The following is a 24695-nucleotide window of genomic DNA, read 5'->3' on the forward strand; positions in this document are numbered from 1 at the left end:
GTCGACATCGTCCCCATCAGTACGTTTCCGGGAGCCAGCAACCCATCCCGCCCCACGCACGTCCTCGCAAGACCTACGAGGGGAGATCGGTTCGACTCGCACCATGCACGTGTAGGGGGCAAGACCAGATGACCACGGTATTCACCGGCAGCACGATGAACGACGAGGCACGACGCGAGAGGATCTTCCAAGGCGACGTCTTCGTCTACGCGGCCTCGCCCGCGTCCCGCGAGCTCGTGTCCTTCGCCCGCGAACTGGTCGCCGAGACGTTCGGCGGCATGGACCCCACCACCGCCCAGCACAGCCTGCCGGTCGAACGCTTCGCCGCGCTGCTGGCCGACGTCAAGCCGCGCTTCATCCACCATCCGAGGTGCAAGGAGATCATCGCCGTCCTGCTGGACGAGCTGGGGTTCGCGCCGGGCGAGACGTACTTCGACGTGCCGCGCCTGCGGACCTCGACCTCCGACGGCTACCTCGACTCGGGCATCTCCTACGCCTACCACGCGCATCGCGACTGCTGGTACGCGGCGCCCTTCAACCAGGTGAACTGGTGGATCCCCGTCTACGACGTGGTGCCGGAGAACGTGTTCGCCCTGCACCCAGAGTACTTCGACCGAGCCGTGCGCAACGGCAGCGGCCGCTACGACTACGCGTCGTGGGTCAGGACCGAGCGCCCGTCGGCGGCCCAGCACATCTACAGCGACACGCGCGAGCAGCCGAAGCCGGAAGAGGACCTCGACCTGTCCGGCGAGCTCAGGATCGTCACGGAGCCGGGCGGGGTGCTCCTCTTCTCGGGCGCCCAGCTGCACTCGACCGTGCGCAACACCTCGGGCGTGACGCGCTTCAGCATCGACTTCCGCACCGTCCACATCGACGACGTCAGGTCGCGCAAGGGCGCGCCCAACGTGGACGCGACGTGCCTGGGCACCACGCTGCGCGACTTCATGCGCGCCAAGGACCTGGAGCGCATGCCGGAGGAGCTGTCGGCGGAGTACGAGAAGGAGGCCAGGGCTCATTTGGAGCGAGCCAACGCCGCGACAGCCGATATTTCGCACTGATCAGAGGTCGTTTCACTCATCGGGAGGGGATCATGTCTCGTCGGAAAGAGCGCGGAAGAGGTAGAGGCCGGTGACCCGTTGCCGGCTCTGCGGCTCGGCCGAACTGGCGAGCGTGGTCGACCTCGGCGCCACGCCGCCCTGCGAGCTGTTCCTCACCCGGGAGCGGCTCGACGAGCCCGAACTCACCTACCCGCTGCACCTGCGGGTCTGCACGAACTGCTGGCTCGCCCAGATCCCGCCGCTCATCCAGCCGGAGGAGACGTTCACGGAGTACGCGTACTTCTCCTCCTTCTCCACCTCCTGGGTGGAGCACGCCCGGGAGTTCGTGGACGCGGCCGTGGACCGGTTCGCGCCCGGCTTCGTGGTCGAGGTCGCCAGCAACGACGGCTACCTGCTGCAGCACGTGGCCGGCCGGGGAGTGCGCTGCCTGGGCATCGAGCCGTCGGCCAACGTGGGCCAGGCGGCCAGGGACAAGGGCATCGCCACCCGTACCGCGTTCCTCGACCCGGAGACGGGCGCGGCGGTCCGTGCCGAGCACGGTCCCGCCGATCTGGTCGTGGCCAACAACGTGTACGCGCACATCCCTGACGTCGTCGGCTTCACCCAGGGGCTGCGGGCGCTCGTCGCCGACGACGGCTGGGTCTCCATCGAGGTGCAGCACCTGCTCACGCTCGTGGAGCTGAACCAGTACGACACGATCTACCACGAGCACTTCCAGTACTACACGGTCGCCTCCGCGCGGCGGGCGCTGGCCACGGGCGGCCTGGCGCTGGTCGACGTGGAGCTGCTGCCGACGCACGGCGGCTCGATCCGGCTCTGGGCCCGGCCCGAGGAGGCGGCCGGCGAGCCCACGGAGCGGGTGGCCGACGTGCTGGCCAGGGAGAAGGGGGCCGGTCTCGACGAGCTGGCCGGGTACGCGGAGTTCGCGGCGCGGGTGGCCAAGGTCCGGCGTGACCTGCTCCGCTTCCTCATCGACGCGGCCGAGGCGGGCAAGACCGTGGCCGGCTACGGCGCTCCGGGGAAGGGCAACACGCTGCTCAACCACTGCGGCATCCGCGAGGACCTGCTGGCGTACACGGTGGACCGCAATCCGTACAAGCACGGCAGGTTCACGCCGGGCACCCGCATCCCCATCCTGCCGCCCGAGCGCCTCGCCGAGGACCGGCCGGACTACGTGCTGGTGCTGCCGTGGAACCTGCGGGAGGAGCTCACCGAACAGCTCTCCTACGTCCGCGAGTGGGGCGGGCAGCTGGTCTTTCCCATCCCGAGTCTGGAGATCGTGCCATGAAGGTCGTGCTCTTCTGCGGTGGGTACGGCACACGGATGCGTACCGGCGCTCCGGGCGAGGTCCCCAAGCCCATGCAGCTCGTCGGCCCCCGGCCGCTTCTCTGGCATGTGATGCGTTACTACGCGCACTTCGGGCACACCGAGTTCATCCTGTGCCTGGGGTATGGCGCGCAGCACATCACGGAGTTCTTCCTCGACTACAAGGAGACCGTCTCCAACGACTTCCGGCTGCACGGCAGCCAGGTGGAGCTGCTGGCGCAGGACATCTCCGACTGGTCGATCTCCTTCGTGCAGACCGGGATCCAGTCGCCGATCGGCGAGCGGTTACGCCGGGTCCGCGATCATCTGGAGGGGGATGAGATGTTCCTGGCCAACTACGCGGACGTGCTCACCGACGCGCCGCTGCCGGAGATCATCGATCGCTTCACCGCCGCCGACGTGGGCGCGTCCATGATGGTCGTGCCGCCGCCCGGCACCTTCCACTGCGTCGACGTCGACGACGACGGGCTGGCACGGAACATCGCGCCGGTCACCGAGCTCCCCATGTGGGTCAACGGCGGATATTTCGTGCTCCGTCAGGAAATTTTCGATCACATTCCTGAAAATGGGGATCTGGTGGGGGATGGCTGCATGGAGCTGACCAAGCGCGGCCGGCTTCTGACGTACCGGCACCGCGGTTACTGGCGGCCGACCGACACCGTCAACCAGCGGATCGAGCTGGACGAGGCGTACTCGCGCGGCGACAGGCCCTGGGCGCTGTGGGAGGCATGAACCGGCTGACGGCCGCGCGGATGGACCGGATCGTCGCGCTGGGCGCGCACTGCGACGACATCGCCATCGGGGCGGGCGGCACGCTGCTCACCCTGTGCGCGGGCCGTCCCGGACTCCAGATCGACGCGCTGGTCCTGTCGGGCGGGGGGACCGAGCGGGAGGACGAGGAGCACGCGGCGCTCACCGCCTTCTGCCCCGGCGCCGACCTGCGGCTGACCGTGCTCAAGCTGCCCGACGGCCGGCTGCCCGCGCACTGGGAGCAGGCCAAGGAGGCGCTGGAGCTGCTCCGGGCCAGGACCGACCCCGACCTGATCCTCGGCCCGCACCCGGGAGACGCCCACCAGGACCACCGGGGCCTGGCCGAGCTCGTGCCCACGGCCTTCCGCGACCACCTGACGCTCGGCTACGAGATCGTCAAGTGGGACGGCGACCTCGGCCGCCCCGCCGCCTACCAGCCGCTGCGGCCGGAGGTGGCGGCGGAGAAGGTCGCCCTGCTGAAGCGGCACTACCCCTCGCAACGCCGGCGTTCCTGGTTCGACGACGAAGCCTTCCTCGGCCTCGCCCGCATCCGCGGCATCGAGTGCGGCGACAGGTACGCCGAAGCCTTCCACACCCGCAAACTGACTCTCGACCTCGCAGGAGGCTAGCCGGATATGCGTGTACTGCTGACCGGACACCAGGGCTACCTGGGCACTGTCATGTCCCCCGTACTCGCCGGGGCGGGGCACGAGGTGACCGGCCTCGACTCGGGGCTGTTCGCCGACTGCGTCCTGGGGCCCCCGCCGGACGACCCGCAGGGGCTCGCCGTGGACCTGCGCGAGGTCCCGGCCGAGGCACTGGCGGGGTTCGACGCGGTCGTACACCTGGCCGCCCTCTCCAACGACCCGCTCGGCTCGCTGGCGCCCGAGCTGACCTACGACATCAACTACCACGCGTCCGTACGGCTGGCCCGGCTGGCCCGCGACGCGGGCGTGCGGCGCTTCCTGTACGCCTCCACCTGCTCGGTCTACGGAGCAGCGGGCGGGGACGACCTGGTCGCGGAGGAGGCGCCGCTGCGTCCCGTGACTCCCTACGCCGAGTCCAAGGTGCGGGTGGAGGACGAGGTGCTGAAGCTGGCCGACGCCGACTTCTCGCCGGTCTTCCTGCGCAACGCCACGGCCTTCGGCTTCTCGCCCCGGCTGCGCGCGGACATCGTGCTCAACAACCTGGTGGGGCACGCGCACCTGTCCGGCGAGGTACGCGTCCTGTCCGACGGCACCCCGTGGCGGCCCCTGGTGCACGCGCTGGACATCGCGGAGGCGTTCGCCGCCGTGCTGACCGCGCCGCGCGAGGCCGTGCACGGTGAGGCGTTCAACGTGGGCACCGAGCAGAACAACGTCACCGTGGCCGGGATCGCGGCGACCGTGGTGGAGGCGGTGCCCGGCGCCACGCTGGCCATCACGGGGGAGACGGGGGCCGATCCGCGCTCGTACCGGGTCGACTTCTCGCGGATCCGCGCCGCGCTGCCCGGCTACGAGGCGCGCCGCTCGGTGAAGGAGGGCGCGCTCGAACTCATCGACGCCTACCGGCGCCACGGGCTGACCAGACAGGACTTCGAGCGCCGTTTCACCCGCTTGGCCCGGCTGTCGGACCGGCGGGCCGCGGGCACCGTCGACGATCGGCTGATGCCCTCGTGACCAGCCTCGGAAAACAGATGCACGAGCTCGTCGAGCGGCTCTACCCGCTGTGCCGGAGCATCACGGGAGACGGCGTCCGGCGGACCTTGGAGATCATCGGCGAGCTCGTCCCGCTGGACGTGCACGAGGTGCCCACCGGCACGCAGGTGCTCGACTGGAACGTGCCCAAGGAGTGGAACATCCGCGACGCCTACGTCAAGGACCCCACGGGCGCCAAGGTCGTCGACTTCGCCGAGTCCAACCTGCACGTGGTCGGCTACAGCGTGCCGGTGTCGGCCCGGATGCCGCTGGCGGAGCTCCGCGGCCACCTGCACACGCTGCCCGACCAGCCGGGGCTCATCCCGTACCGGACGAGTTACTACGCCGAGGACTGGGGGTTCTGCCTGCGCCACGAGACGCTGGAGAGCCTCCGGGACGGCGAGTACGAGGTGGTGGTGGACTCCACACTGGCGGACGGCCACCTCACCTACGCCGAGCACGTGGTGCCCGGCCGGACGAGCGAGGAGGTGCTGATCTCCTGTCACACCTGCCACCCGTCCCTGGCCAACGACAACCTGGCGGGCATCGCGGTGGCCACCCAGCTCGCCCGGCGGCTGGCGACCACGTCGCCGCGCTACACCTACCGCTTCCTGTTCGCGCCCGGCACGATCGGGTCGATCACCTGGCTGGCCCGCAACAGGGACACGGTCGAGCGGATCAGGCACGGGCTGGTGCTCGCGTGCGCGGGGGACGGCGGCGGGCTCACGTACAAACGGAGCAGGCGCGGCGACACGCAGATCGACCGGGCGGTGGGACACGTGCTGCGCACCTCCGGGCGCCCGCACCGCACGGTCGACTTCTCCCCGTACGGCTACGACGAGCGGCAGTACTGCTCGCCCGGGTTCGACCTGCCCGTCGGCTGCCTGACCAGATCGACGTACGCGGGCTACCCGGAGTACCACACGTCGGGGGACAACCCGGCTTTCGTGCTGCCCGAGTCGCTGGAGGACACCCTGGAGACCTGCTGGGAGGTGACGCGGGTGCTGGAGGAGGACCGGCGCGTGCTCAACCTCAGCCCCTACGGCGAGCCGCAGCTGGGCCGGCGCGGCCTGTACGGGGCGCTGGGCGGCAGGAGCGACACCAAGCAGGCCCAGCTGGCCATGCTCTGGGTGCTGAACCTCTCGGACGGCACGCGCACACTGCTGGACGTCGCGGAACGGGCCTGCCTTCCGTTCCGGGCGGTGGCCGAGGCCGCGCAGAGCCTGGAAGACGCGGGATTGGTGAGGGAATGGAACCCATGAGCTTGCGGGTCGGAGACCTGGTGGAGATCCGCAGCGAGGCCGAGATCCTGGCCACGCTGGACGAACGCGGCGAACTGGACGGCCTGCCGTTCATGCCGGAGATGCTGAAGTTCTGTGGCCAGCGCCTCACGGTGCACAAGGTGGCGCACAAGCTGTGCGACACGCTGACCAAGACCGGGCTGCGGCGCATGGACAGCGCCGTGCACCTGCTCGGCGCGCGGTGCGACGGCTCGGCGCACGGCGGGTGCCAGACGGCCTGCTCCATGTACTGGAAACAGGCGTGGATCAAGCGGGTCGCGGCGGACGAGCTGCCCTCGCACGCCGTGCCGGACTCCCGGCTGCTGCCGCTGCTGGAGATCAACAGCCGCAAACCGCCGGCCGAGGACGGCGCGGAACGCTACGCCTGCCAGGCGACCGAGCTGCTGAGAGCGGCTCCCGTGCCGCTGCCGATGGCGGATCTGGGGCAGTTCGTGGCAGATGTGCGGACGCGTAACGTCGGCGTGCTCAGAACCCTGCAGGCCACCGGGATCGGACTGTACAACCGGTTCCAGCACTTGGCCAGGAGGAAGATCCCCCGCGCGTTACGGATCAAGGACGGCCGGCCGTGGGGCCAGATGAAGGGCAGCGTCAGGGGCCGTACGCCGGTCCAGACGTTGAACCTCCAGCCGGGCGAGCTGGTCCGCGTACGGTCCAGGCAGGAGATCCTGGACACCGTCAACGAGGACCTGTCCAACCGCGGCATGAACTTCGACGCCGAACTGGCCCGCCACTGCGGCCGGACCGCGCGGGTGCGCGCCCGGGTGGACCGCTGCATCGACGAGCCAAGCGGGCGGATGCTGGAGATGAAGACGCCCTGCATCGTGCTGGAGGGCGTGGTGTGCGAGGGCGTCCACTCGCTGAACTGCCCACGGGAGTTCTTCCCCTTCTGGCGCGAGATCTGGCTGGAACGGGTCGCGGACGGTGAGTGAGCCCACGGCGAGCGAACCCGGCACCAGCGATCACCGGGCCGGGTCGGCGAGCAGGGGACTGCGGTGGGGGCTGCTGGCCAGGGGCGGGTCGAAACTGGCCACCTTCACCCTGAGCCTCGTGCTCGCCCGCCTGCTCGCCCCGGCCGACTTCGGGTTGTACGCGGTCGCGCTGGCCGCCAACCAGTTCCTCTTCTACGTCAACGACGCCGGCATCGTCGCGGCCGTCGTGCAGTGGCGCGGCAAGCTGGAGGACATGGTGGTCACCGCGACCACCGTGGTCCTCACCCTCAGCGTGGCCATCTACGCCGTGTTCTGGGTGGCGGCGCCCTACTTCACCGGCCTGGCGGGCAACGTCTCCGCCACGCCCGTGGTGCGGCTGCTCACCGTGATCATCGTGATCGACGGGTTCGTCAACGTACGCAGCGCGGTCATGCTCCGCGGCTTCCAGCAGGACAAGATAGCCAAGGCGAACATGGCCGGCATCGCCGTCCAGGTGCCGGTGGCGATCACGCTGGCGGCCACGGGCGCGGGCGTCTACAGCTTCGTCATCGGCGCGGTGGCCAACTCCCTGGTGAGCGGCATCCTGGTGTTCTACTGGGCCAGGATGCCCCTGCGGCTGGGCTTCGACCGGGCCATCGCCCGCAAGCTGCTCGGCTTCGGCGTGCCCCTGGCGGTCAGCCTGGCCATCGAGGCGCTGGTGCTCAACGCCGACGCGATCATCATCGGCCGGCTGCTGGGCGCCACCACGCTCGGCTTCTACATGATCGCGCTGAACGTGTCGAGCTGGGTGCCGGGCCTGGTCGGCGAGGCCCTGCGCCATGTCACGCTGCCCGGCTTCTCGCGGGTCGCCGAGGAGCGCCCCGAGGCGTTCTCCGCGCGCGTCCAGCAGATCGTGCCGATGCTGATCACGCTGGTGCTGCCCGTCGCGGTGCTCTTCGGCGTGCTGGCGCCCCTGGTCGTGCCCTTCCTGTACGGCGAGAGGTGGCTGCCCGCCGCCCAGGCGCTGTCGTTCCTCATGGTGCTGATGGTGGTGCGGATGCTCACCGCGCTGGCCTTCGACATCCTGACCTCGCTCGGCGCGACCCGGCTCGTCGTGTGGATGAACCTGAGCTGGGCCGTGGTGCTGCTGCCCGCGCTCTACGCGGGCGCGCGGCTGGACGGCATCCAGGGCGTGGCGATCGCGCACGCGGCCGTCGCGCTCCTGATCGCCCTTCCCGTGACGGCGCTGCAGCTGCGCCGCTCGGGGGTCGTGCTCGGGCCGATCCTGCCCGGGATACTCCGGCTGCTGCTCGGCGGCTTGCTGGCCGGCCTCGCCGCCTGGCTGGTGGCCAGGTGGACCGAGGGGGCCGTCGACTTCGTCCGGCTCTGCGCGGCGGGCGGAGCCGGAGTGGTCGTGTACGTGGTGACGGGACTCTCGCGGGAGCGGATCAGGAAGATTCGCGAGGTGGTGATGAGCTGAGCCGGCCCCGCCAGCCGCGCGCCACGTCGATGCCGGAGTGGGCGACGTTGCGGGCCATGGGCACGGCGTTGCGGCGCAGCCAGGGGCGCAGCGCCGCGTAGGCGCGCAGCCGCTGGCCGGGGCTGAGTGGAGCGTTCCTGATGACCCGGAGCAGCGCGCGGCCCTCCTCCACGTTGGGCAGGAAGAAGCGCTGGTCTCCGGGCTTCTCGCGGGCGCGGAAGGCCCGCGCGTGGTTGACCTGGCTGTTGCTGCCCGAGTGGTTGCGGTGCCGCAGCAGCAGCTCGTCCACCACGACCAGGGGCCCGAGCAGCGCCAGGCCCGAGATCATCACCCGGTCGGCGGGCAGGATGGGCTCCAGGGGCCGGGCGCGCAGCAGCGTCTCCCTGCGCATGAGCCCGTAGAAGTGCATGGTCTCGTCGTAGTTGTCCAGCCGGTGGCGTAGGCGCGTCACCGGATCGGGCTGGTCGGTGGGGGCGGTGTCGCGCCAGGTGCCGATCGTCTGCCCGGTCTCGTCGATCTCCTCGACGCCCGAGACGGCGGCGGCGGCCGTCGGATGGCGGCGCAGCGCCGCCGACAGCAGCGCCAGGCGGTCCTCGCGGTACTCGTCGTCGGACGTGGCGTAGGAGAAGAACTCGCCGCGGGTCTCGTGGACGACCTTGTTGTGGTTGGCCGTGATGCCGACGTTGCGCTCGCGCCGCAGGTAGCGGACGCGGGGATCGGTCCTGGCCAGCTCGCGGCAGAGCTCCTCGGTGCCGTCGGTCGAGCAGTTGTCGGCGATCACCAGCTCGAAGTCGACACCCTTCTGGGAGAGCACCGATCGCAGGGCGCCCGCCAGGTACGGCTCGCCGTTGTAGACGGGCATGCCCACCCCGATGGGTGGCGCGGCGCGGCCGACGAGTGCGGCGGAGGAGCGTACGGACGGTGATCTGGACGTCATCCGGCCAGCCTTTCTGCGGAGGCTGAGGTACGGTCGGGGCGATGGTCTCGCGAAGTAGGGCGAACGGCAACCAAGGGCAGCGATTCGTAACATCGCACCGAGCGGTCACGATAAGCAATCTGTACCATTTTTTTTGGCCAGGCATGGCTCATACAGCGGGGGCTTGGGCGGGTAAATATGGCTTTTTGGAACGATCTGTTCGGCCTTATCCGAAACAAGCGCGTTGGACCTCCCATCATCGCCCTCGCCCTGATCTTCGCGACAGTGGCGTTCTTCCTGGGTTCGCCGCGTTACAAAACGGAGTCGTCGCTCATCCTGACCGCGCCGCCGTCCGGTGGCACGCTGTCGATGGACCCGGCCAAGCCGGTCGGCCTGACCAACCCGTTGCTGCAGTACAACGACGGGCTGCGGACGGTCGCGGGCATCCTCATCCTGGCGCTCAACAGCAAGGACGAGCTGCGCAAGCTCGGGATCGCGGAGAACGGCAGCACCGAGATCGTCATCGATGACGGCCGGTCGAACGCCGACCTGCTCGGCGTCGTGACGCAGGGGCCGTTCATCCACATCGCGGTCGAGGACCCGGTGGAGGCGACCGCCAAGGCCATCCTCGAACGGGCCGAGCGCCGCCTGCGTGAGGAGCTGACCAGCTACCAGAGCTCGCTCGGCGCGCCGAAGAGCACGTTCATCGCGGTCAACAACGTGGCGCTGATCCCGGTCGAGTACGACGGCACCGGCAAGCTCCAGCTGGCCGTCGAGGTGCTGGTCGTGACCCTGCTGCTCGGCTTCGGCGGGGCCTACCTGATGTGGGTCCGCCGCCTTCGCGGCCGGCCCGCTCCGGAGGGACCGGCTGAGGACGAAGCGGACGACGCCGCACCTGTCGCCATCGAGCCGGAAGCGGCGAAGGGGCCCGCGCTCAACGGCCGATCTCCCGCCGGCGCGTCCGCCCCCGAGGGCTCGTCGGCGGACCGTGAGAACGACGATCCGCCGACGGAGGAGTTCGCCCGGATCACGAGCGAGCTGCTGAACGCCGGCACCGACCCGCGCAAGTCCGAGCGGGACAACCACGCGGGTTAGGAGACCCGGTTGGCGACCTCGGCGCAGCGCTTGATGGCCGCCTGCCGTACCTCTCGCGGGGTCCCCGACTTGGCGGAGACCATCATGCCGATCGCCCCGGGCCCGAGGCGATCGGCGAAGGCCAGGGCGGTCGGCAGGTCCATCGGCGACTCGTCGGAGGACTTGTGGCACAGGGAGGTGTCCGACGGCGGACGCCCGCCCGGGGGGCTGAGCACCTCGTCCACGAAGAGGCCGTAGAGCATGAACTCCGACACGTGCAGCCTGGACCCGAAGACGTCGGCCCAGTGCCGCCCCATGTTCTCGGTGAGCCGCCGCTGGAGCCCCCGCACGATGGCGGGGTCCCAGAAGGTGAGCGGGCTCATGTAGTCGGGCAGCGGCGGCTCGGGCGGGGGCGGCAGCCTGAGCAGCTCGCGGGCGACCCGGTGCCACAGCACGTGGCGCGTCATGAGCGGGTGCACCCCGTCCTCCAGCCGGTGCAGCAGCGGCCGGCCGCCGACCAGGGCGCGCTGGGCCGTCGTCGGCCGGACGAGCACCACGTCGGAGTCGGCCACCAGGACCACGTCCGCGTCCATCGCCGCCGTGGCCGCCAGCTTGACGATCTGCTGCATCACCCAGCCGCGTACGGGCGGCCAGGGCCGCAGGACGTTGACCCACATGCCCAGCCGGGGCACCTTGACGTAGCGCTTCGGCAGCAGCTCGCCCACGGTCCTGACCCGGCAACGGGGCCCTTCGTGCGCGGCGAACAGCTGCCGGTCGGCACGCGGCACGAAGACGTGGTGGACGGTGTCCTCGGGCGTGTACTCCAGCACGGAGCGGTGCAGATCGGCGAACTGATCCGCGTCAGGTCCGTAGCTGGGAGTGACGACGGCCAGCGAGTTCAAGGGCTTGGTCACGTCACCCTCTATCGGGAGGAGGCTTTGGCACGTTACACGTCATAAGTAACGCTGGTCGCAGCCTCGGCGATGGCTTGTCGTACGGGTGTGAGAAGCCTGGGGGGCTGTGTTGGACTTCTGGAGAGCGATCGCCGTCCTCCTGCGTCGCTGGTATGTCGCGGCTCCCGCGTTCCTGCTGACGCTGACCGCCGCCTACGGCGTCTACACGCAGATCCCCGTCCAGTACACCTCGACCACGCTCATGGTGCTCACGGTGCCGCCGAACGGGTCGTACCGGCCGCCGAACCCCAAGAATCCCAACCCGCTGATCAACCCGCTGCTGAACTTCGACGGCGGGCTGAACATGTCGGCCTCCATCCTGGTGCAGATCCTCAACACCAAGGAGGTGGCCGACCAGATGGGGATCCGGGCGGACGGCGACACCACGTACAAGGTGAACAACGGCCACCCCAATCCCGAGCTGCTCATCAGCGCGCCCTTCGTGGTCATCGAGGGTACGAGCCGGGCGCCCCAGGACGCGCGGGCGATCGTGGTCAGGGTCGCCGAGCGGGCCAAGGTCGAGCTGAAACGGCGCCAGGAGACCCTGAAGGCCCCGCCCGAGACGTACATCAACCTGAACGAGATGGTCGCCCCGACCGAGCCGCAGCCGCAGCGCGGCGGGAAGATCCGCAGCGCCGCGGCCGTGTTCGCGCTGGGCGTGGCCGCCGCGCTGGGCGCCTCCTTCTGCACCGAGAGCGTCATGGCCGGGCTGCGGCGCAGGCGGGAGGAGGGCGAGCCGGAATCGGCGCCCGAGACCGGCACCAGGACCGAGGAAGCGGTGTTGCAGCGTTGAACGTGGCCATAGAGCGGTCCATCGCCCGGCCGGTGCCGCACCGGGCCGACGCCGCCACCCTGTGCGCGATCTTCACCGTGGTCCTCATGCTGGTGCCCGCCCGTCAGGTGATCGGCGGCCTGCCGTTCGACCTCACCTACGCGGAGGCCATCGGGCTGTTCGCCGCCGTGTGGTGGTTCTGCGCGCACCTCACCAGTACGCTCGGCGCGGCCAAGGGGCCGACGGCGGTGCGGTACGCGATCTACTTCTACGCGCTCGCCTTCGTGGCGACCTACGCCTACGCGACGGCCGGGTTCCTGCCCTCGTACGAGCTGGACCTGTCCGACCACGTGCTCGTCATCGCGGTCGCGATGGTGGGCATCTCGCTGATCGGCGTGGACGGGGTGCCGAGCCGTGAGCGGATCGACCTGGTGCTGAAGACGCTGGTGGTGGCCGGGGCCATCATGGGGGTGATCGGCGCGGTCCAGTTCGTGCTGTCGTTCGACCTGACCCAGTACATGCAGATCCCGGGCAGCCGCGTACGGGCGGTGGAAGTGACGATCCTGGAGCGCAACGGGCTCAACCGGGTGGCCTCGACCGCGGGGCACCCCATCGAGTTCGGTGTCGTGTCCGCGATGGTGCTGCCGGTCGCCCTCCACTACGCCTTCGGCGCGCGCGAACGTGGTGAGCCGCAGCGGCGCTGGTGGCTCCTGGTGACGCTGATCGCCTGCGGGATGGCCTTCTCCGCCTCGCGCTCGACGGTTCTGGGCCTGGCCGCCTCCGGGGCGGTGCTGTTCCTCGGCTGGCCCAACGCCCGGCGCATCAGGGCGGCCGCCGCGCTCGCCGGGTTCCTGGTCGTCATGAAGCTGCTCGTCCCCGGCCTGATCGGCGCGATCGCCGGGCTGTTCACCAACCTCGACAACGACGAGAGCCTGCGCTGGCGGACCAACGACTACACCACGGCGATCGCGGAGTTCTCCCAGCATCCCCTGCTGGGCAGGGGCAACGGCACCTGGTTCCCGCCGCACCATCCCGTCTTCGACAACCAGTATCTGCTGACGGCCGTGCAGGGCGGCGCGATCGGCGTGCTGGCGTTCGTCGGCCTCTTCGTCGTCGGGATGTGGTCGGCGCTGCGTGCCAGGCGGCTGAGCGTAGACGACCAGACCCGCGACCTCGGGCTGACGCTGGCCGCCTGCCTGATCGTGCCGATGGTGGGGTCTGCCACGTTCGACCTGAACTCCTTCAGCACGGCCACCGCGCTGTCGTTCCTGCTCATCGGCCTGGCCGGGGCGCTGATGCGGGCCGCCCGCCGCGAGGTCAGCCTTCCAGGCGCCGCCGTGCCTCTTTCCACGAGCCGGCCGAAAGATCCCGCGCGCTGATCGCCGAGACCGGGAGCGGCCAGTCGATGGCCAGGTCGGGGTCGTCGTAGCGCACGGAGATGTCCTCGGTCGGGTCGTGCGGCCGGTCGATCCGGTAGCAGACGTCGGCGTCGCTCAGCGCCTGGTAACCGTGGAGCAGGCCGGGCGGGACGTACAGGTGGATGAAAGTTTCGTCGTCGAGGACCACCGACATCCGCTCGCCGAAGGTGGCCGACCCGGGCCTGGCGTCCACGAGCACGTCGAACACCGCGCCGCGGGCGCACCGGACCAGCTTGGCCTCGCCCCGGCCCGAGCGGCCGTGCATGGCCCTGATCGCGCCCTTGACCGTGCGCGACTGGCTGTCCTGGACGAACGCCGCGCCGTCCAGGCCGTGCTCGGCCGCGATCTCGGCGTCGAACGTCCTGGTGAACAGGCCGCGCTCGTCGCTGTGCGGGGTCGGAATGAACAGCAGCGTTCCCGCGAGTGCCCCTTGCTCGACTCTCATGGGAACACATCCTGGCCCGCTCCTTTGTCGGCCGCCAGCGTGTAACGGATATAGCCCGATACCGATGTCAAAAGGGTGAGTCGTCAGACGGGGGGTGCGGCATTCCGATGGGCCACTCTTCTTTTGAGAACGGTCCAAAGAACCGCGCCATACCCGTCGCGCCTCGCGCGCGGGTAGGCGCCGTCGGGATCGACGCGATCACCGAGCCGGAGGTCGCCGAGCATCTCGCCCGGGCCTGGCGCGACGGCCGGGGCGGCATGATCGTGACCGCCAACGTGGACATCGTCCGCGCCGCCACCCGCGCCCCCGAGCTCGCCGGGCTCGTGGCGGGCGCCGAGCTCGTGGTCGCCGACGGCATGCCGGTGGTGTGGGCGGCCCGGATCGGCGGGCTGCGGGTGCCCGACCGCGTCACCGGGGCCTCCCTGATCTACACCCTCAGCGAGGTCGCCGCCCGCGAGGGACGGTCGGTGTTCCTGCTCGGCGGCGAGCCGGGGGTGGCCGAGACCGCCGGCGAGGTGCTGACCCAGCGTTATCCGGGGCTGCGGGTGGCCGGCGTGTACGCGCCGCCCTTCGGCTTCGAGCGGCTCGCCGGGGGGATGGGGGAGATCGTGGAGAAGGTCCGCGCGGCCGGGCCCGACCTCGTCTTCGTGGGCCTGGGCTTCCCCAAGCAGGAACACGTCATCACCGCGCTCCGCCCCGAACTGCCGCGTGCCTGGTACCTCGGCTGCGGCGCCGCCATCCCGATGGCCGCCGGGCAATTCCGCCGGGCCCCGGACGGGATGCAGCGGGTGGGCGGCGAATGGCTGTTCAGACTTGCCCTCGAACCCCGCCGCCTGGTACGCCGCTACCTCCGTGACGACCTGCCCTTCGCGCTCAGGCTGCTGGCCGGGGCCGCGTGGCACCGGCTGGCCACGGGCCGGCGCTCCTGATCCCCACAGATTGGTCTGCCTGATGACTGTTCCCGAGCGGCCTCCGCTTGCCATCGTGATCGTCACCTACCAGAGCGGTCAGGTCATCGAGGAGTGCCTGCGTTCTCTGGACGCCGTGTTACGCGAGGGTGACCCGTTCCGGATCATCGTCGTGGACAACGACTCCCCTGACGACACGGTGGAGCGGGTGCTCGCGGCCGGACCGCACGTCGAGCTGATCAGGACGGGCCGTAACGGCGGATTCTCCGCCGGCGTCAACGCGGGCATCGCCGCCGCTTCCGGCTGCGACGTCCTCGTACTGAACGCCGACATCCGGCTCAGGCCCGGCTCGGTGCGACGGCTGCGCGAGGCGCTGGCCGTGCCCGGCACGGGCATCGCGGTGCCGCGCCTGCTGGGCGCCGACGGCGAGCTCCAGCTGTCCCAGCGCCGGCGGCCCACCGTCCTGCGGGCCGTGGGGGAGGCCCTGCTCGGCGGGCTCAGGGCGGGCCGCCACGCGCCGCTGGGCGAGCTGGTCGTCGACCCTCGGGAGTACGAGCGGCCGGGCACGCCCGACTGGGCGACGGGCGCCGCCTGGCTGATCTCGCGCGCCTGCCTGGACGCGGCCGGACCGCTCGACGAGCGCTACTTCCTGTACTCGGAGGAGACCGAGTACATGCTGCGGATCCGCGACCTCGGCTTCACGGTCCGCTACGAGCCGGAGGCCGTGGTCGTCCACCTCGGCGGCGAGCAGGCCAACTCCAGCCCGCTGTGGACGCTCGCCGCCGCCAACCGGGTGCGGCTGCACCGGCAGCGGTACGGCAGGCCCCGCGCGGTGCTCATGCGCCTGGCGGTCGCCCTGAACGAGGCGCTGCGCGCCGTCACCCGCGGCCGGCGGGCGGGGGAGCGGCACCGGGCGGCCCTCCGCGAGCTCGCGACGATGGCCGAGTGGCCCACGCCGCCGGGCGGCCCTTTATCGCCGCCGGCCTATGTCTGCTTCGCCGCCCAGGACTGGTGGTACCACAACCGGGCGCACTCCGACTTCCAGCTCATGCGGCACCTCGCGGGATCGCGCAAGGTGCTGATCGTCAACAGCATCGGCATGCGGATGCCGTTGCCCGGCCGCTCCACCTTCGTGCTCCGGCGCATCGCCAGGAAGCTGCGCAGTGTGGCCAAGTTCGTCAGGCGGGTGGAGCCCGACCTGTGGGTGATGTCGCCGCTCCCGCTCCCCCTGTACGGCTCGCGCCTGGGCCGCGGCCTGAACGCCTGGCTGGTCAGGACGCAGGTGCGGGCGGTCTGCCGGGCGCTGGGCCTGAAGGTGCCGGTGATCGTGGTGACCATCCCCACCGCCTGGGACGTGGTCCGCCCGATGCGCCGCCGCGCGCTGATCTTCAACCGCTCGGACCGCCACTCCGCCTTCCCCGAGTCCGACACGGACACCATCGAGACCCTCGAACGCGACCTGCTGGAACGTGCCGACCACGTGGTCTACGCCAGCCGTGGGCTCATGGCCGAGGAACGCCCGATCGCGGGCACGCGGGCGCGCTTCCTCGACCACGGGGTCGACCTGGAGCACTTCAGCCGCGTCCCGGCCGACCGGCAGCCCGCCGACCTGCGCGCCGTCCCTGGGCCGCGGATCGGCTTCTTCGGCGCCCTGGACGACTTCGTGGTGGACTTCGACCTGCTGGAACAGGTCGCGATCGGCCTGCCCGAGGCGTCGCTCGTGCTCGTCGGCGACGCGAACGGGCAGATCGAGCGGCTCACGAAGCATCCCAACGTGCACTGGCTGGGGTTACGCCCCTATTCGGTGATCCCCGCCTACGGCTCGGGCTTCGACGTCGCGATCATGCCATGGCTCGACAACGAGTGGATCAAGCACGCGAACCCGATCAAGCTGAAGGAGTTCCTGGCGCTCGGCCTGCCCGTGGTCAGCACCGAGTTCGACGAGCTGGCCCACTACGCCGGCCGGGTCAGGACCGCGACGACCCCGGAGCAGTTCATCGAGGCCATCCGCGTCTGCCTGGCCGAAGGCGGCCCGCAGTCGCCTGAGACGCTGCGCGGCTCGCTGGCCGACGCCTCCTGGTCGGCGCGGGCGGCCGATCTCATGGCGCTGGCCGAGCAGCCGTCCGACGTGCGGTGATGAAGGTGAGGCTGACGACGATCGCGCAGTGGGCGGCGCTCCTGACCGCCGCGGCGGTGGCCGTCGGGGGCTGGCTGTGGCTGCGGTCCGTGCCGCCGAAGCCTGTGGCGAGCACGCTGCCCGCTCTGACGATGGCCTTGAGAGCGGTGCCGTGGGAAGGCGGCCCGGCCGCCTACGCGGGTTCGGCGGCGGCCGTGCAGGGAGGCTGGACCCGTCCGGGGTTCTTCCCCGTGGGGCTCTGGTTCGCCTCGGCGCGTACCGGCAGGGAGATCGCGCTGGACCGGGCGGCCGGGATCAACACCTACGTCGAGCTGACCGACGGCAGCCGCCCCGCGCTGCTCAGGCAGTCCGGCATGACCGCGCTGACCAGCCGGCGGCTGCCCGGCGCGGGCGCGGAGACCGTGGGCTGGCTGATCGCCGACAAGGCCGACGTGTGGGCGGGGCCCGGCAACGGGCGGTGGACGGGCGCCCGGGGCTTCGACCGGCCCGTGTGCGCCCCCGTGCTCACCGCGTGCGGCTACACCGTCCTGCGTACGCTCGCCGCGCGCCTGCCCAAGGGCGACCGGCTGCGGTACGCCTCCTTCGGCAAGGGCGTGGCCTACTGGGAGGACGAGGCGCAGGCCGCCAAGTTCGTCAACGGCTACACCGACGTGGTCGCGGCCGACGTCTCCTGGTACGGCGACGCCAACGTCTGCGCGGAGGCCACCCGGTGGCTGCAGCTCCCGGCGGCCCAGTGCCGCCTGGCCGCCAACTACGGCGCGACCGTCGAGCGGCTGCGCGCCCTGGACGCCGCCGACGGCCGACGGCAGCCGGTCTTCGCGATCATCGCGCTCTCCGGCCTCACGCCCGAGCAGGTGGGCGGCGCGGCGATGAGCGCGCTGATCCACGGCGCCAGGGGAATCGTCTACGACGCGCACGGCACGCGACCGGGTTGCCAGGTGGACAACGTGCTCCGCCGCGCCTGCGGGAAGGCGGTCAGGCGCGGGGTCGCCGAACTCGACGGCCGGATCAAACGGCTCGCGCCGGTGCTCAACACCCAGTCGTACGCCTACGACTTTGCCCCCGAGCTGGACACCATGCTGAAGCGCCACAACGGCGCCACCTACCTGTTCGCGATGCTCGGCCGCGGCCAGGCTCCGGGGCGGCACGTGCTGACCGTACCCAGCGATCTGTCGGCGTCGGGCCGCGTCGAGGAGGTCTTCGAGAAGCGGACCATCCAGGCCGACAAGGCGGGACACTTCACCGAGACCTTCGACGCGGAGCACAGCTATCACGTCTACCGGATCGCCCCGTAGCTGGGAGGGCTATGTCTTCTCGAACGACGAACAGACGGATCCTGCTGATCGCGATCACCGTCGTGCTGGTGATCGCCGTGGGCTGGGTCATCGCGGGGGCGAAGTCGACCCGCGACGATCTGGGCCTGCCGCGCGTCCCCTGGGACGGGGGCCCGGCCTATTACGGCCGGTTCGCCGCGCCGGCCGCCGCGGGCTGGAGCGATCCGTCGTTCTTCCCCATCGGGGTCTGGTTCGAGTCCGTGGTCGACGAACGCGACGTGCGGATGGACAAGGAGGCCGGGCTCAACACCTACGTCGAGCTGACCGCCAACAGCGACATGGGCCTGGTCCGGAGCAACGGGATGTCGGCCATCACCAGCAAGCCCCTGGCCGGATCGGGCAGCGAGACGGTCGGCTGGATGATCGCCGACGAGGCCGACATGTTCGCCGGGCCCGGCGACGGCGTCTGGAGCGGCAAGTACGGCGGCGAAGGGCAGGTGTGCCTGCCTGACAAGCCGCCCTGCGGCTACACCGCGATGCGCACGCTCAAGGACAAGCTGCCCAAGAACGACGGCCGCCTGCACTACGCCAACTACGGCAAGGGCATCGCCATGTGGGAGAACGACGGCGAGGCGACGAAGTTCGTCAACGGCTACACCGACGTCATGTCCACCGACGTGTACTGGTACACCGACACCGGCATCTGCGAGGAGGCCGAGAACTTCCTCAAGCTGCCCCGTGACCGCTGCCCGCGGGCCGCCAACTACGGCCAGGTCGTCGACCGGGGCAGGCAGCTCGACGCTCTCGACGGCAAGAGGCAGCCGATCTACGCGTTCGTGGAGCTCGGCTGGCCGGGCACCAACGGCCTGCGCTCGATCGCCGGCGACGAGTTGGCCGGCGCGGTGATGAACTCCCTCATCCACGAGGCGCGCGGCATCATCTACTTCAACCACAGCTTCGCCGGGCCCTGCCCGACCCAGCACGTGCTGCGTGAGCCGTGCGCCCAGGGGATCAGGACGGTCGCGACGGAGCTGAACCGCCGGATCCGCACGCTCGCGCCCGTACTGAACACCCAGTCCTATGTCCACACCTTCGCGCCGGGACTCGACACCATGCTCAAGGACCTCGACGGCTCCTCGTACGTGTTCGCCATGCCCAAGGCGGGCGTCCAGCCGGGACCGCAGACACTGCGGCTGCCCGAAGCCCTGGCCTCGGCCTCCAGCGTGGAGGTGCTGTTCGAGAACCGGACCCTTCCGGTGAAGGACGGCGGCTTCACCGACACCTTCGAGCGGGAGAACAGCTACCACGTCTACAAGGTCACGCCATGAGCGCGCCGGTGGAAGTGGGCCTGGTGGGCGCGGGCCCCTGGGCGCGGGACTTCCACGCGCCCCTGTTCGCCGCCGGGCCCGAGACCCGGCTGGCGGGCGTGTGGAGCAGGCGGGCCCCGGCAGCGGAGGCGCTGGCCGAGCGGTTCGGCGTGCCCGCCTTCACCTCCTACGAGCGGCTGCTGGAGCGCAGCGAGGCCGTGGTCTTCGCCGTCCCGCCCGACGTCCAGGCGGTCATGGCCGTGCAGGCGGCGTGGCAGGGCCGGGCGCTGCTGCTGGAGAAGCCGATCGCGCTGACCGTACGCGACGCGCAGGCGCTGGCCGACGCGGTGGACGCCACGGGCGTGGCCACGCAGCTCGTGCTCACCAACCGCTACCGTCCCGTGGTCCGCGAGTTCCTGAAGCAGGCCCGCGACTTCCCGGCCATCGGCGGCCGCGCCTGCCAGACCACCGGCGAGTTCCTCGACGACACCTTCGCCGACAGCCCGTGGCGCTCCCGCGCGGGCGTGCTCTACAACACCGGCCCGCACGGCCTGGACCTGCTCGACGCGGCGCTGGGCCGCATCACGGAGATCAGGCCGGCCGGCAACGCGGCCGGCTTCCTGGCGCTGACCTGCCTGCACGAGAACGAGGTGATCAGCCAGCTCACGATCAGCGGCCGGGTCCCGCCACGCCGCAGGACCCGCTATGAGCTGTACGGCCCGGAGGGCACGCTGGTGCTCGACTCCGAGCTGCTGCCGGAGGACTCGATAGAGACCAGGGCGACCCTGCGCTGCGAGTTCGCCACCGCCGTACGGACGGGGCGGTCACACGAGATCGACGTGCACCGGGGCCTGCACCTGCAGCGGCTCCTGGCGCAGGCCGAGCCGCGCTAAGAGGTCTCCGGGACCGGCGCGGCGGCCGGGACCGGGGCGGGTCTGCGATGGCGCAGGCGCAGCGCGGGCTGTTCGAGCAGCCGCCAGCTCAGGGCAGCCAGCGGCAGCACGATGGCGACCGTTGCGAGCAACACGAGCACGGGCTCCCGGAGGCCGGACTGGACCAGGACCTGCTGGGCGGGGAAGGCCAGCAGGTAGGTGCCGTACGACAGGTCGTACGAGCCGGTGGGACGGTGCAGCCACGCCGGCGCGCGGAAGGCGATGAGGAACGTCAGGCAGGTGACCGCCGCGATCGCCGCCAGATTGGCCACCGGCGTGCCCCACAGCAGCCGCCACGCGATGACCACGAGGGCCGTCAGCCAGAGCGGCGGGACCCAGCGGACCTCGCGGATCAGCATCCCGAGCGCGAAGAACGCCACGGGCTGCGCGGCGTAGGCCGACACGACCAGCGGGATGAGCGGACCGGAGTAGCCGGTGAGATGCACGGCCGAAGCGGCGGCCAGCCCGAGCAGCACCAGCCCCACCAGGACCGTCCGGCGCCGCAGCAGGCCCAGCAGGCCCATCACGGCCACGCCGATGTAGCAGAGCACCTCCACCCAGATCGTCCAGAGCGACCCGTTGACCGCGCCCGGATAGGGGAGCCCCTGGAAGACGCCGGGCAGCGAGTAGCTCACCGGCTGGATGAGCAGCCCTCTGGCGATGTAGCTCCAGGCACCGGTGCCGGAGAAGTACGAGGCGGCGGGCAGCACGCTCACCAACGGGCCGAGCAGCAGGGCCGTGACGATGACGACCAGCGCGTACGCGGGATAGATGCGCAGCGCCCTGCGTACCGTGTAGCGGCGTAACGACGGGTCCGACAGCCAGCTCGTGCTGATCAGATAGCCGCTGATGAGGAAGAAGACGCCGACGCCTATGCCGCCGACGCCGATCCCGCTGGCCGGTGTCAGCGGTGAGCCGTGCCCGGTGAGCACCCAGCTGTGTTCGACAATGACCGCGAGCGCTCCGAGGAGGCGCAGCAGGTTGAAGGCGTTCAGCCGGGATCGGGCTTCTTTTGGCGCTTCGGCCACTGCGCAGCTCCCCCGCGAGTCCGATGCATCTGATGTGTATCGGTTCGCGAAGGAGCTGCGTTACCCGGTGGTTTAGCCGATACGCCAGGTGTCGCCACCCAGGAGCAGGTCGCTGAGGTCGCCGGGTCCCTTCTGAGCCACGGCCTCCTCCATCTGCTCGGCCATCAGCACGTCGTACGCGGGCCGGTCGATCGAGCGGAACACGCCGATCGGCACGTGCTCGAACGCGGGCTCGTCGAGCCGCGACAGCGCGAAGGCCAGCGACGGGTCCGGGTTGTGCGCGTCGTGCACCATGATCTGGTCCGCGCTCACCGAGGCGCGGTCGGCCACCTCGATGCCGCCGTTGGCGGCCCTGACGACCGCCTTCGACGCCGACACGATCGGCTGGCCGTGCTCCAGCCTGAGCGTGATGTCGTCGCGGATCTCCGGATCCTTGAGCTGCTCGAAGGCGTTGTCGTTGAAGATGTTGCAGTTCTGGTAGATCTCCACCAGCGACGTGCCACGGTGAGCGGTGGCCTCACGCAGCACCGACTGCAGGTGCTTGCGGTCGGAGTCGATGGTCCTGGCCACGAACGACGCCTCGGCGCCGATGGCCAGCGAGATCGGGTTGAACGGCTTGTCCAGCGAGCCCATCGGCGTCGATTTGGTGATCTTGCCGACTTCCGAGGTGGGAGAGTACTGGCCCTTGGTCAGACCGTAGATCCTGTTGTTGAACAGCAGGATGTTCAGGTTGACGTTGCGGCGCAGCGCGTGGATCAGGTGGTTGCCGCCGATCGACAGCGCGTCACCGTCACCCGTGATCACCCACACCGACAGGTCGGGCCTGCTCGCGGCGAGCCCGGTCGCGATCGCCGGCGCACGGCCGTGGATCGAGTGGAAGCCGTAGGTGTTGAGGTAGTACGGGAAGCGGGACGAGCAGCCGATGCCGGAGACGAACACGATGTTCTCGCGCTTCAGCCCCAGCTCCGGCAGGAAGCTCTGTACGGCGGCCAGGATCGCGTAGTCACCGCAACCGGGGCACCAGCGGACCTCCTGGTCGGACTTGAAGTCCTTCAGGGTCTGCTTGGTGTCGGTCTTGGGGACGAGCGAGAGGCCCCGCCCATTTACCAGCTCAGTCACTGTCGATCACGTCCTGGATGACTCCGGCCAGCTCCTCGGCCTTGAACGGAAGCCCGCGCACTCGGTTGTAGCTGATGATGTCGACGAGGTAGCGCGCCCGCAGCAGCAGGGCGAGCTGGCCCAGGTTGATCTCGGGCAGCAGCACCTTGTCGTAGCTCTTGAGGATCTCGCCGGTGTTGGCGGGCAGGGGGTTGAGGTGCCGCAGGTGCGCCTGCGCGACCTTGCCACCGGCCCTCCTGATGCGGCGGACGGCCGCCGCGATCGGGCCGTAGGTCGAACCCCAGCCGAGCACCAGCACCTTGGCGTCGCCGTCGGCGTCATCGACCTCGAGGTCGGGCACGTCGATGCCGGCGATCTTGGCCGCCCGGGTCCTGACCATCAGGTCGTGGTTGTCCGGGTCGTAGCTGATGTTGCCCGTGCCGTCGGCCTTCTCGATGCCGCCGATGCGGTGCTCCAGGCCCGGCGTGCCGGGGACGGCCCACGGGCGGGCCAGCGTGTCGGTGTCCCGCTTGAACGGCAGGAACTCGCCGTCGTCGCCGTTGGGCGCCGTGGTGAACTCCTGGGAGATGTCGGGAAGTTCGGAGACCTCCGGCAGGCGCCACGGCTCGGAGCCGTTGGCCAGGTAGCCGTCCGACAGCAGCATGACCGGGGTGCGGTACTTGACCGCGATCCGCGCCGCCTCGATGGCCGCGTCGAAGCAGTCGCTCGGCGACATCGGCGCCACGATCGGCACCGGGGACTCGCCGTTGCGGCCGAACATGGCCATCAGCAGGTCGGTCTGCTCGGTCTTGGTCGGCATGCCGGTGCTCGGCCCGGCCCGCTGCACGTCCACGATGAGCAGCGGCAGCTCGGTGGTGACCGCCAGGCCGACCGTCTCGGCCTTGAGCGCCACACCGGGCCCCGACGTCGTGGTCACGCCCAGCGCGCCGCCGAACGCCGCGCCCAGCGCCGCGCCGACGCCGGCGATCTCGTCCTCCGCCTGGAAGGTGCGGACGCCGAACCGCTTGTGCTTGGACAACTCGTGCAGGATGTCGCTGGCCGGCGTGATCGGGTAGGACCCGAGGAACAGCGGCAGCTTCGACTGCACCGACGCCGCGATCAGGCCGTAGGCCAGGGCCTGGTTGCCGGAGATGTTGCGGTAGACACCCGGCGCCAGCTGAGCCGGCTTCACCTCGTAGGAGACCGAGAACGCCTCGGTGGTCTCGCCGTAGTTCCAGCCCGCCTGGAAGGCCGCGATGTTGGCCTTGGCGATCTCCGGCTTCTTGGCGAACTTCTGCTCGAGGAACTTGATCGTGTGCTCGGTCGGCCGGTGGTACAGCCACGAGAGCAGACCCAGCGCGAACATGTTCTTCGAACGCTCGGCGTCCTTCTTGGACAGATCGAAGCCTTCGAGCGCCTTGACCGTCAGCGAGGTCAGCGCCACGGCGTGGACGCGCCACTCGCTGAGCGAGTCGTCCTCCAGCGGGTTGACCGCGTAGCCGACCTTCTGCAGGTTGCGCTTGGTGAACTCGTCGATGTTGGCGATGATGTCGGCGCCGCGGGGCAGGTCACCCAGGTTGGCCTTGAGCGCTGCGGGGTTCATCGCGACGAGCACGTTGGGAGCGTCGCCTGGCGTCAGGATGTCGTGGTCGGCGAAGTGCAACTGGAAGCTGGAGACGCCGGGCAGCGTGCCTGCGGGGGCCCGGATCTCGGCGGGGAAGTTGGGCAGCGTCGACAGGTCGTTGCCGAACTCCGCGGTGCCCGCGGTGAAGCGGTCGCCGGTGAGCTGCATGCCGTCGCCGGAGTCGCCGGCGAATCTGATGATCACGCGGTCGAGTTGCTGGACCTGCTTCGTCACAGCTCAGTCCTCCCCGACGCGCCGAGGCGCGGTCGTATGTGGCGCGTTCTCAGTTCCATGCTAGATCCTCGCGAGG

The 24695-nt window shown here is 70.4% G+C and carries 22 protein-coding genes; 16 read left to right on the top strand and 6 right to left on the bottom strand.

The genetic code is table 11. The annotated features are described in order from the left end of the window. Positions 1-128 precede the first annotated feature (128 nt). From KME78_RS13685 to KME78_RS13720, 8 genes are all read left to right on the top strand, one after another. Positions 129-1058 (top strand): phytanoyl-CoA dioxygenase family protein, encoded by a 930-nt coding sequence (locus KME78_RS13685; RefSeq protein WP_219529234.1) that lies wholly within the window; start codon positions 129-131, stop codon positions 1056-1058. Between the two features lie 70 nt (positions 1059-1128). Beyond that, positions 1129-2346: a class I SAM-dependent methyltransferase gene (locus tag KME78_RS67140; RefSeq protein WP_219529235.1), complete on the top strand. Its 1218-nt coding sequence runs from the start codon at positions 1129-1131 to the stop codon at positions 2344-2346. Beyond that, complete coding sequence (locus KME78_RS13695; RefSeq protein WP_219529236.1) at positions 2343-3116, top strand: sugar phosphate nucleotidyltransferase; 774 nt, start codon at positions 2343-2345, stop codon at positions 3114-3116. Before KME78_RS67140 ends, KME78_RS13695 begins: the two co-directional genes overlap by 4 nt. Further along, the gene (locus KME78_RS13700) at positions 3113-3763 is read left to right on the top strand and encodes a PIG-L deacetylase family protein (RefSeq protein WP_219529237.1); all 651 of its coding nucleotides are present in this window, start codon (positions 3113-3115) and stop codon (positions 3761-3763) included. The genes KME78_RS13695 and KME78_RS13700 overlap by 4 nt, the downstream gene beginning before the upstream one ends. A 6-nt stretch (positions 3764-3769) precedes the next feature. Beyond that, the gene (locus KME78_RS13705) at positions 3770-4792 is read left to right on the top strand and encodes an NAD-dependent epimerase/dehydratase family protein (RefSeq protein ID WP_219529238.1); all 1023 of its coding nucleotides are present in this window, start codon (positions 3770-3772) and stop codon (positions 4790-4792) included. A 17-nt stretch (positions 4793-4809) separates the two neighbouring features. Next, positions 4810-6072 (top strand): DUF4910 domain-containing protein, encoded by a 1263-nt coding sequence (locus KME78_RS13710; RefSeq protein WP_219529239.1) that lies wholly within the window; start codon positions 4810-4812, stop codon positions 6070-6072. After that, positions 6069-7040: a hypothetical protein gene (locus KME78_RS13715; protein ID WP_219529240.1), complete on the top strand. Its 972-nt coding sequence runs from the start codon at positions 6069-6071 to the stop codon at positions 7038-7040. Before KME78_RS13710 ends, KME78_RS13715 begins: the two co-directional genes overlap by 4 nt. Then, a complete protein-coding gene (locus KME78_RS13720; protein ID WP_219529241.1) occupies positions 7033-8499 on the top strand; it encodes an oligosaccharide flippase family protein in 1467 nt (488 codons plus the stop codon). Before KME78_RS13715 ends, KME78_RS13720 begins: the two co-directional genes overlap by 8 nt. Here the strand turns inward: KME78_RS13720 and KME78_RS13725 are convergent. Further along, positions 8468-9436 (bottom strand): glycosyltransferase family 2 protein, encoded by a 969-nt coding sequence (locus tag KME78_RS13725; RefSeq protein ID WP_219529242.1) that lies wholly within the window; start codon positions 9434-9436, stop codon positions 8468-8470. The two genes, KME78_RS13720 and KME78_RS13725, sit on opposite strands and share 32 nt — an antisense overlap. A 264-nt stretch (positions 9437-9700) precedes the next feature. Here KME78_RS13725 and KME78_RS13730 point away from each other — a divergent pair, with 264 nt between their 5' ends. Next, complete coding sequence (locus KME78_RS13730; RefSeq protein ID WP_219529243.1) at positions 9701-10510, top strand: hypothetical protein; 810 nt, start codon at positions 9701-9703, stop codon at positions 10508-10510. Here the strand turns inward: KME78_RS13730 and KME78_RS13735 are convergent. After that, positions 10507-11403: a DUF6492 family protein gene (locus tag KME78_RS13735; protein ID WP_219529244.1), complete on the bottom strand. Its 897-nt coding sequence runs from the start codon at positions 11401-11403 to the stop codon at positions 10507-10509. The genes KME78_RS13730 and KME78_RS13735 overlap by 4 nt on opposite strands. 109 nt (positions 11404-11512) lie before the next feature. On the opposite strand from KME78_RS13735, the gene KME78_RS13740 reads away from it, so the two are divergent. After that, positions 11513-12235 (top strand): hypothetical protein, encoded by a 723-nt coding sequence (locus tag KME78_RS13740; protein ID WP_219529245.1) that lies wholly within the window; start codon positions 11513-11515, stop codon positions 12233-12235. 2 nt (positions 12236-12237) lie between these two features. Then, positions 12238-13593 (top strand): O-antigen ligase family protein, encoded by a 1356-nt coding sequence (locus KME78_RS13745; RefSeq protein WP_308126955.1) that lies wholly within the window; start codon positions 12238-12240, stop codon positions 13591-13593. On the opposite strand, the gene KME78_RS13750 is transcribed toward KME78_RS13745, so the two are convergent. Further along, on the bottom strand, positions 13532-14077 hold the full coding sequence (locus tag KME78_RS13750; protein WP_219529246.1) for a dTDP-4-dehydrorhamnose 3,5-epimerase family protein: 546 nt from the start codon (positions 14075-14077) through the stop codon (positions 13532-13534). The genes KME78_RS13745 and KME78_RS13750 overlap by 62 nt on opposite strands. Before the next feature lie 107 nt (positions 14078-14184). On the opposite strand from KME78_RS13750, the gene KME78_RS13755 reads away from it, so the two are divergent. From KME78_RS13755 to KME78_RS13775, 5 genes are read left to right on the top strand one after another with little or no spacing between them, the layout of a single operon-like run. Beyond that, entirely contained in the window at positions 14185-15006 is an 822-nt protein-coding gene (locus KME78_RS13755; protein ID WP_219529247.1) for a WecB/TagA/CpsF family glycosyltransferase, read from the top strand. A 22-nt stretch (positions 15007-15028) separates the two neighbouring features. Then, positions 15029-17122 (top strand): glycosyltransferase, encoded by a 2094-nt coding sequence (locus tag KME78_RS13760; protein WP_219529248.1) that lies wholly within the window; start codon positions 15029-15031, stop codon positions 17120-17122. Continuing rightward, positions 17122-18417, top strand: coding sequence for a hypothetical protein (locus tag KME78_RS13765; protein ID WP_219529249.1), 1296 nt, complete (start codon positions 17122-17124; stop codon positions 18415-18417). Before KME78_RS13760 ends, KME78_RS13765 begins: the two co-directional genes overlap by 1 nt. Positions 18418-18428: 11 nt before the next feature. Then, entirely contained in the window at positions 18429-19724 is a 1296-nt protein-coding gene (locus KME78_RS13770) for a hypothetical protein (RefSeq protein WP_219529250.1), read from the top strand. Then, positions 19721-20596 (top strand): Gfo/Idh/MocA family protein, encoded by an 876-nt coding sequence (locus KME78_RS13775; RefSeq protein ID WP_219529251.1) that lies wholly within the window; start codon positions 19721-19723, stop codon positions 20594-20596. The genes KME78_RS13770 and KME78_RS13775 overlap by 4 nt, the downstream gene beginning before the upstream one ends. On the opposite strand, the gene KME78_RS13780 is transcribed toward KME78_RS13775, so the two are convergent. The 3 genes from KME78_RS13780 to KME78_RS13790 all read right to left on the bottom strand — a co-directional run bounded on the left by KME78_RS13780 (position 20593) and on the right by KME78_RS13790 (position 24619). Next, positions 20593-21663 (bottom strand): acyltransferase family protein, encoded by a 1071-nt coding sequence (locus KME78_RS13780; protein WP_219529252.1) that lies wholly within the window; start codon positions 21661-21663, stop codon positions 20593-20595. The genes KME78_RS13775 and KME78_RS13780 overlap by 4 nt on opposite strands. Positions 21664-21735: 72 nt before the next feature. After that, positions 21736-22782: a 2-oxoacid:ferredoxin oxidoreductase subunit beta gene (locus tag KME78_RS13785; protein WP_219529253.1), complete on the bottom strand. Its 1047-nt coding sequence runs from the start codon at positions 22780-22782 to the stop codon at positions 21736-21738. After that, positions 22775-24619, bottom strand: a complete 1845-nt coding sequence (locus KME78_RS13790) for a 2-oxoacid:acceptor oxidoreductase subunit alpha (protein WP_219529254.1) — start codon at positions 24617-24619, stop codon at positions 22775-22777. The genes KME78_RS13785 and KME78_RS13790 overlap by 8 nt, the downstream gene beginning before the upstream one ends. Positions 24620-24695 lie beyond the last annotated feature (76 nt).

The organism is Nonomuraea guangzhouensis, assembly GCF_019396345.1.
Lineage (GTDB): Bacteria > Actinomycetota > Actinomycetes > Streptosporangiales > Streptosporangiaceae > Nonomuraea > Nonomuraea guangzhouensis.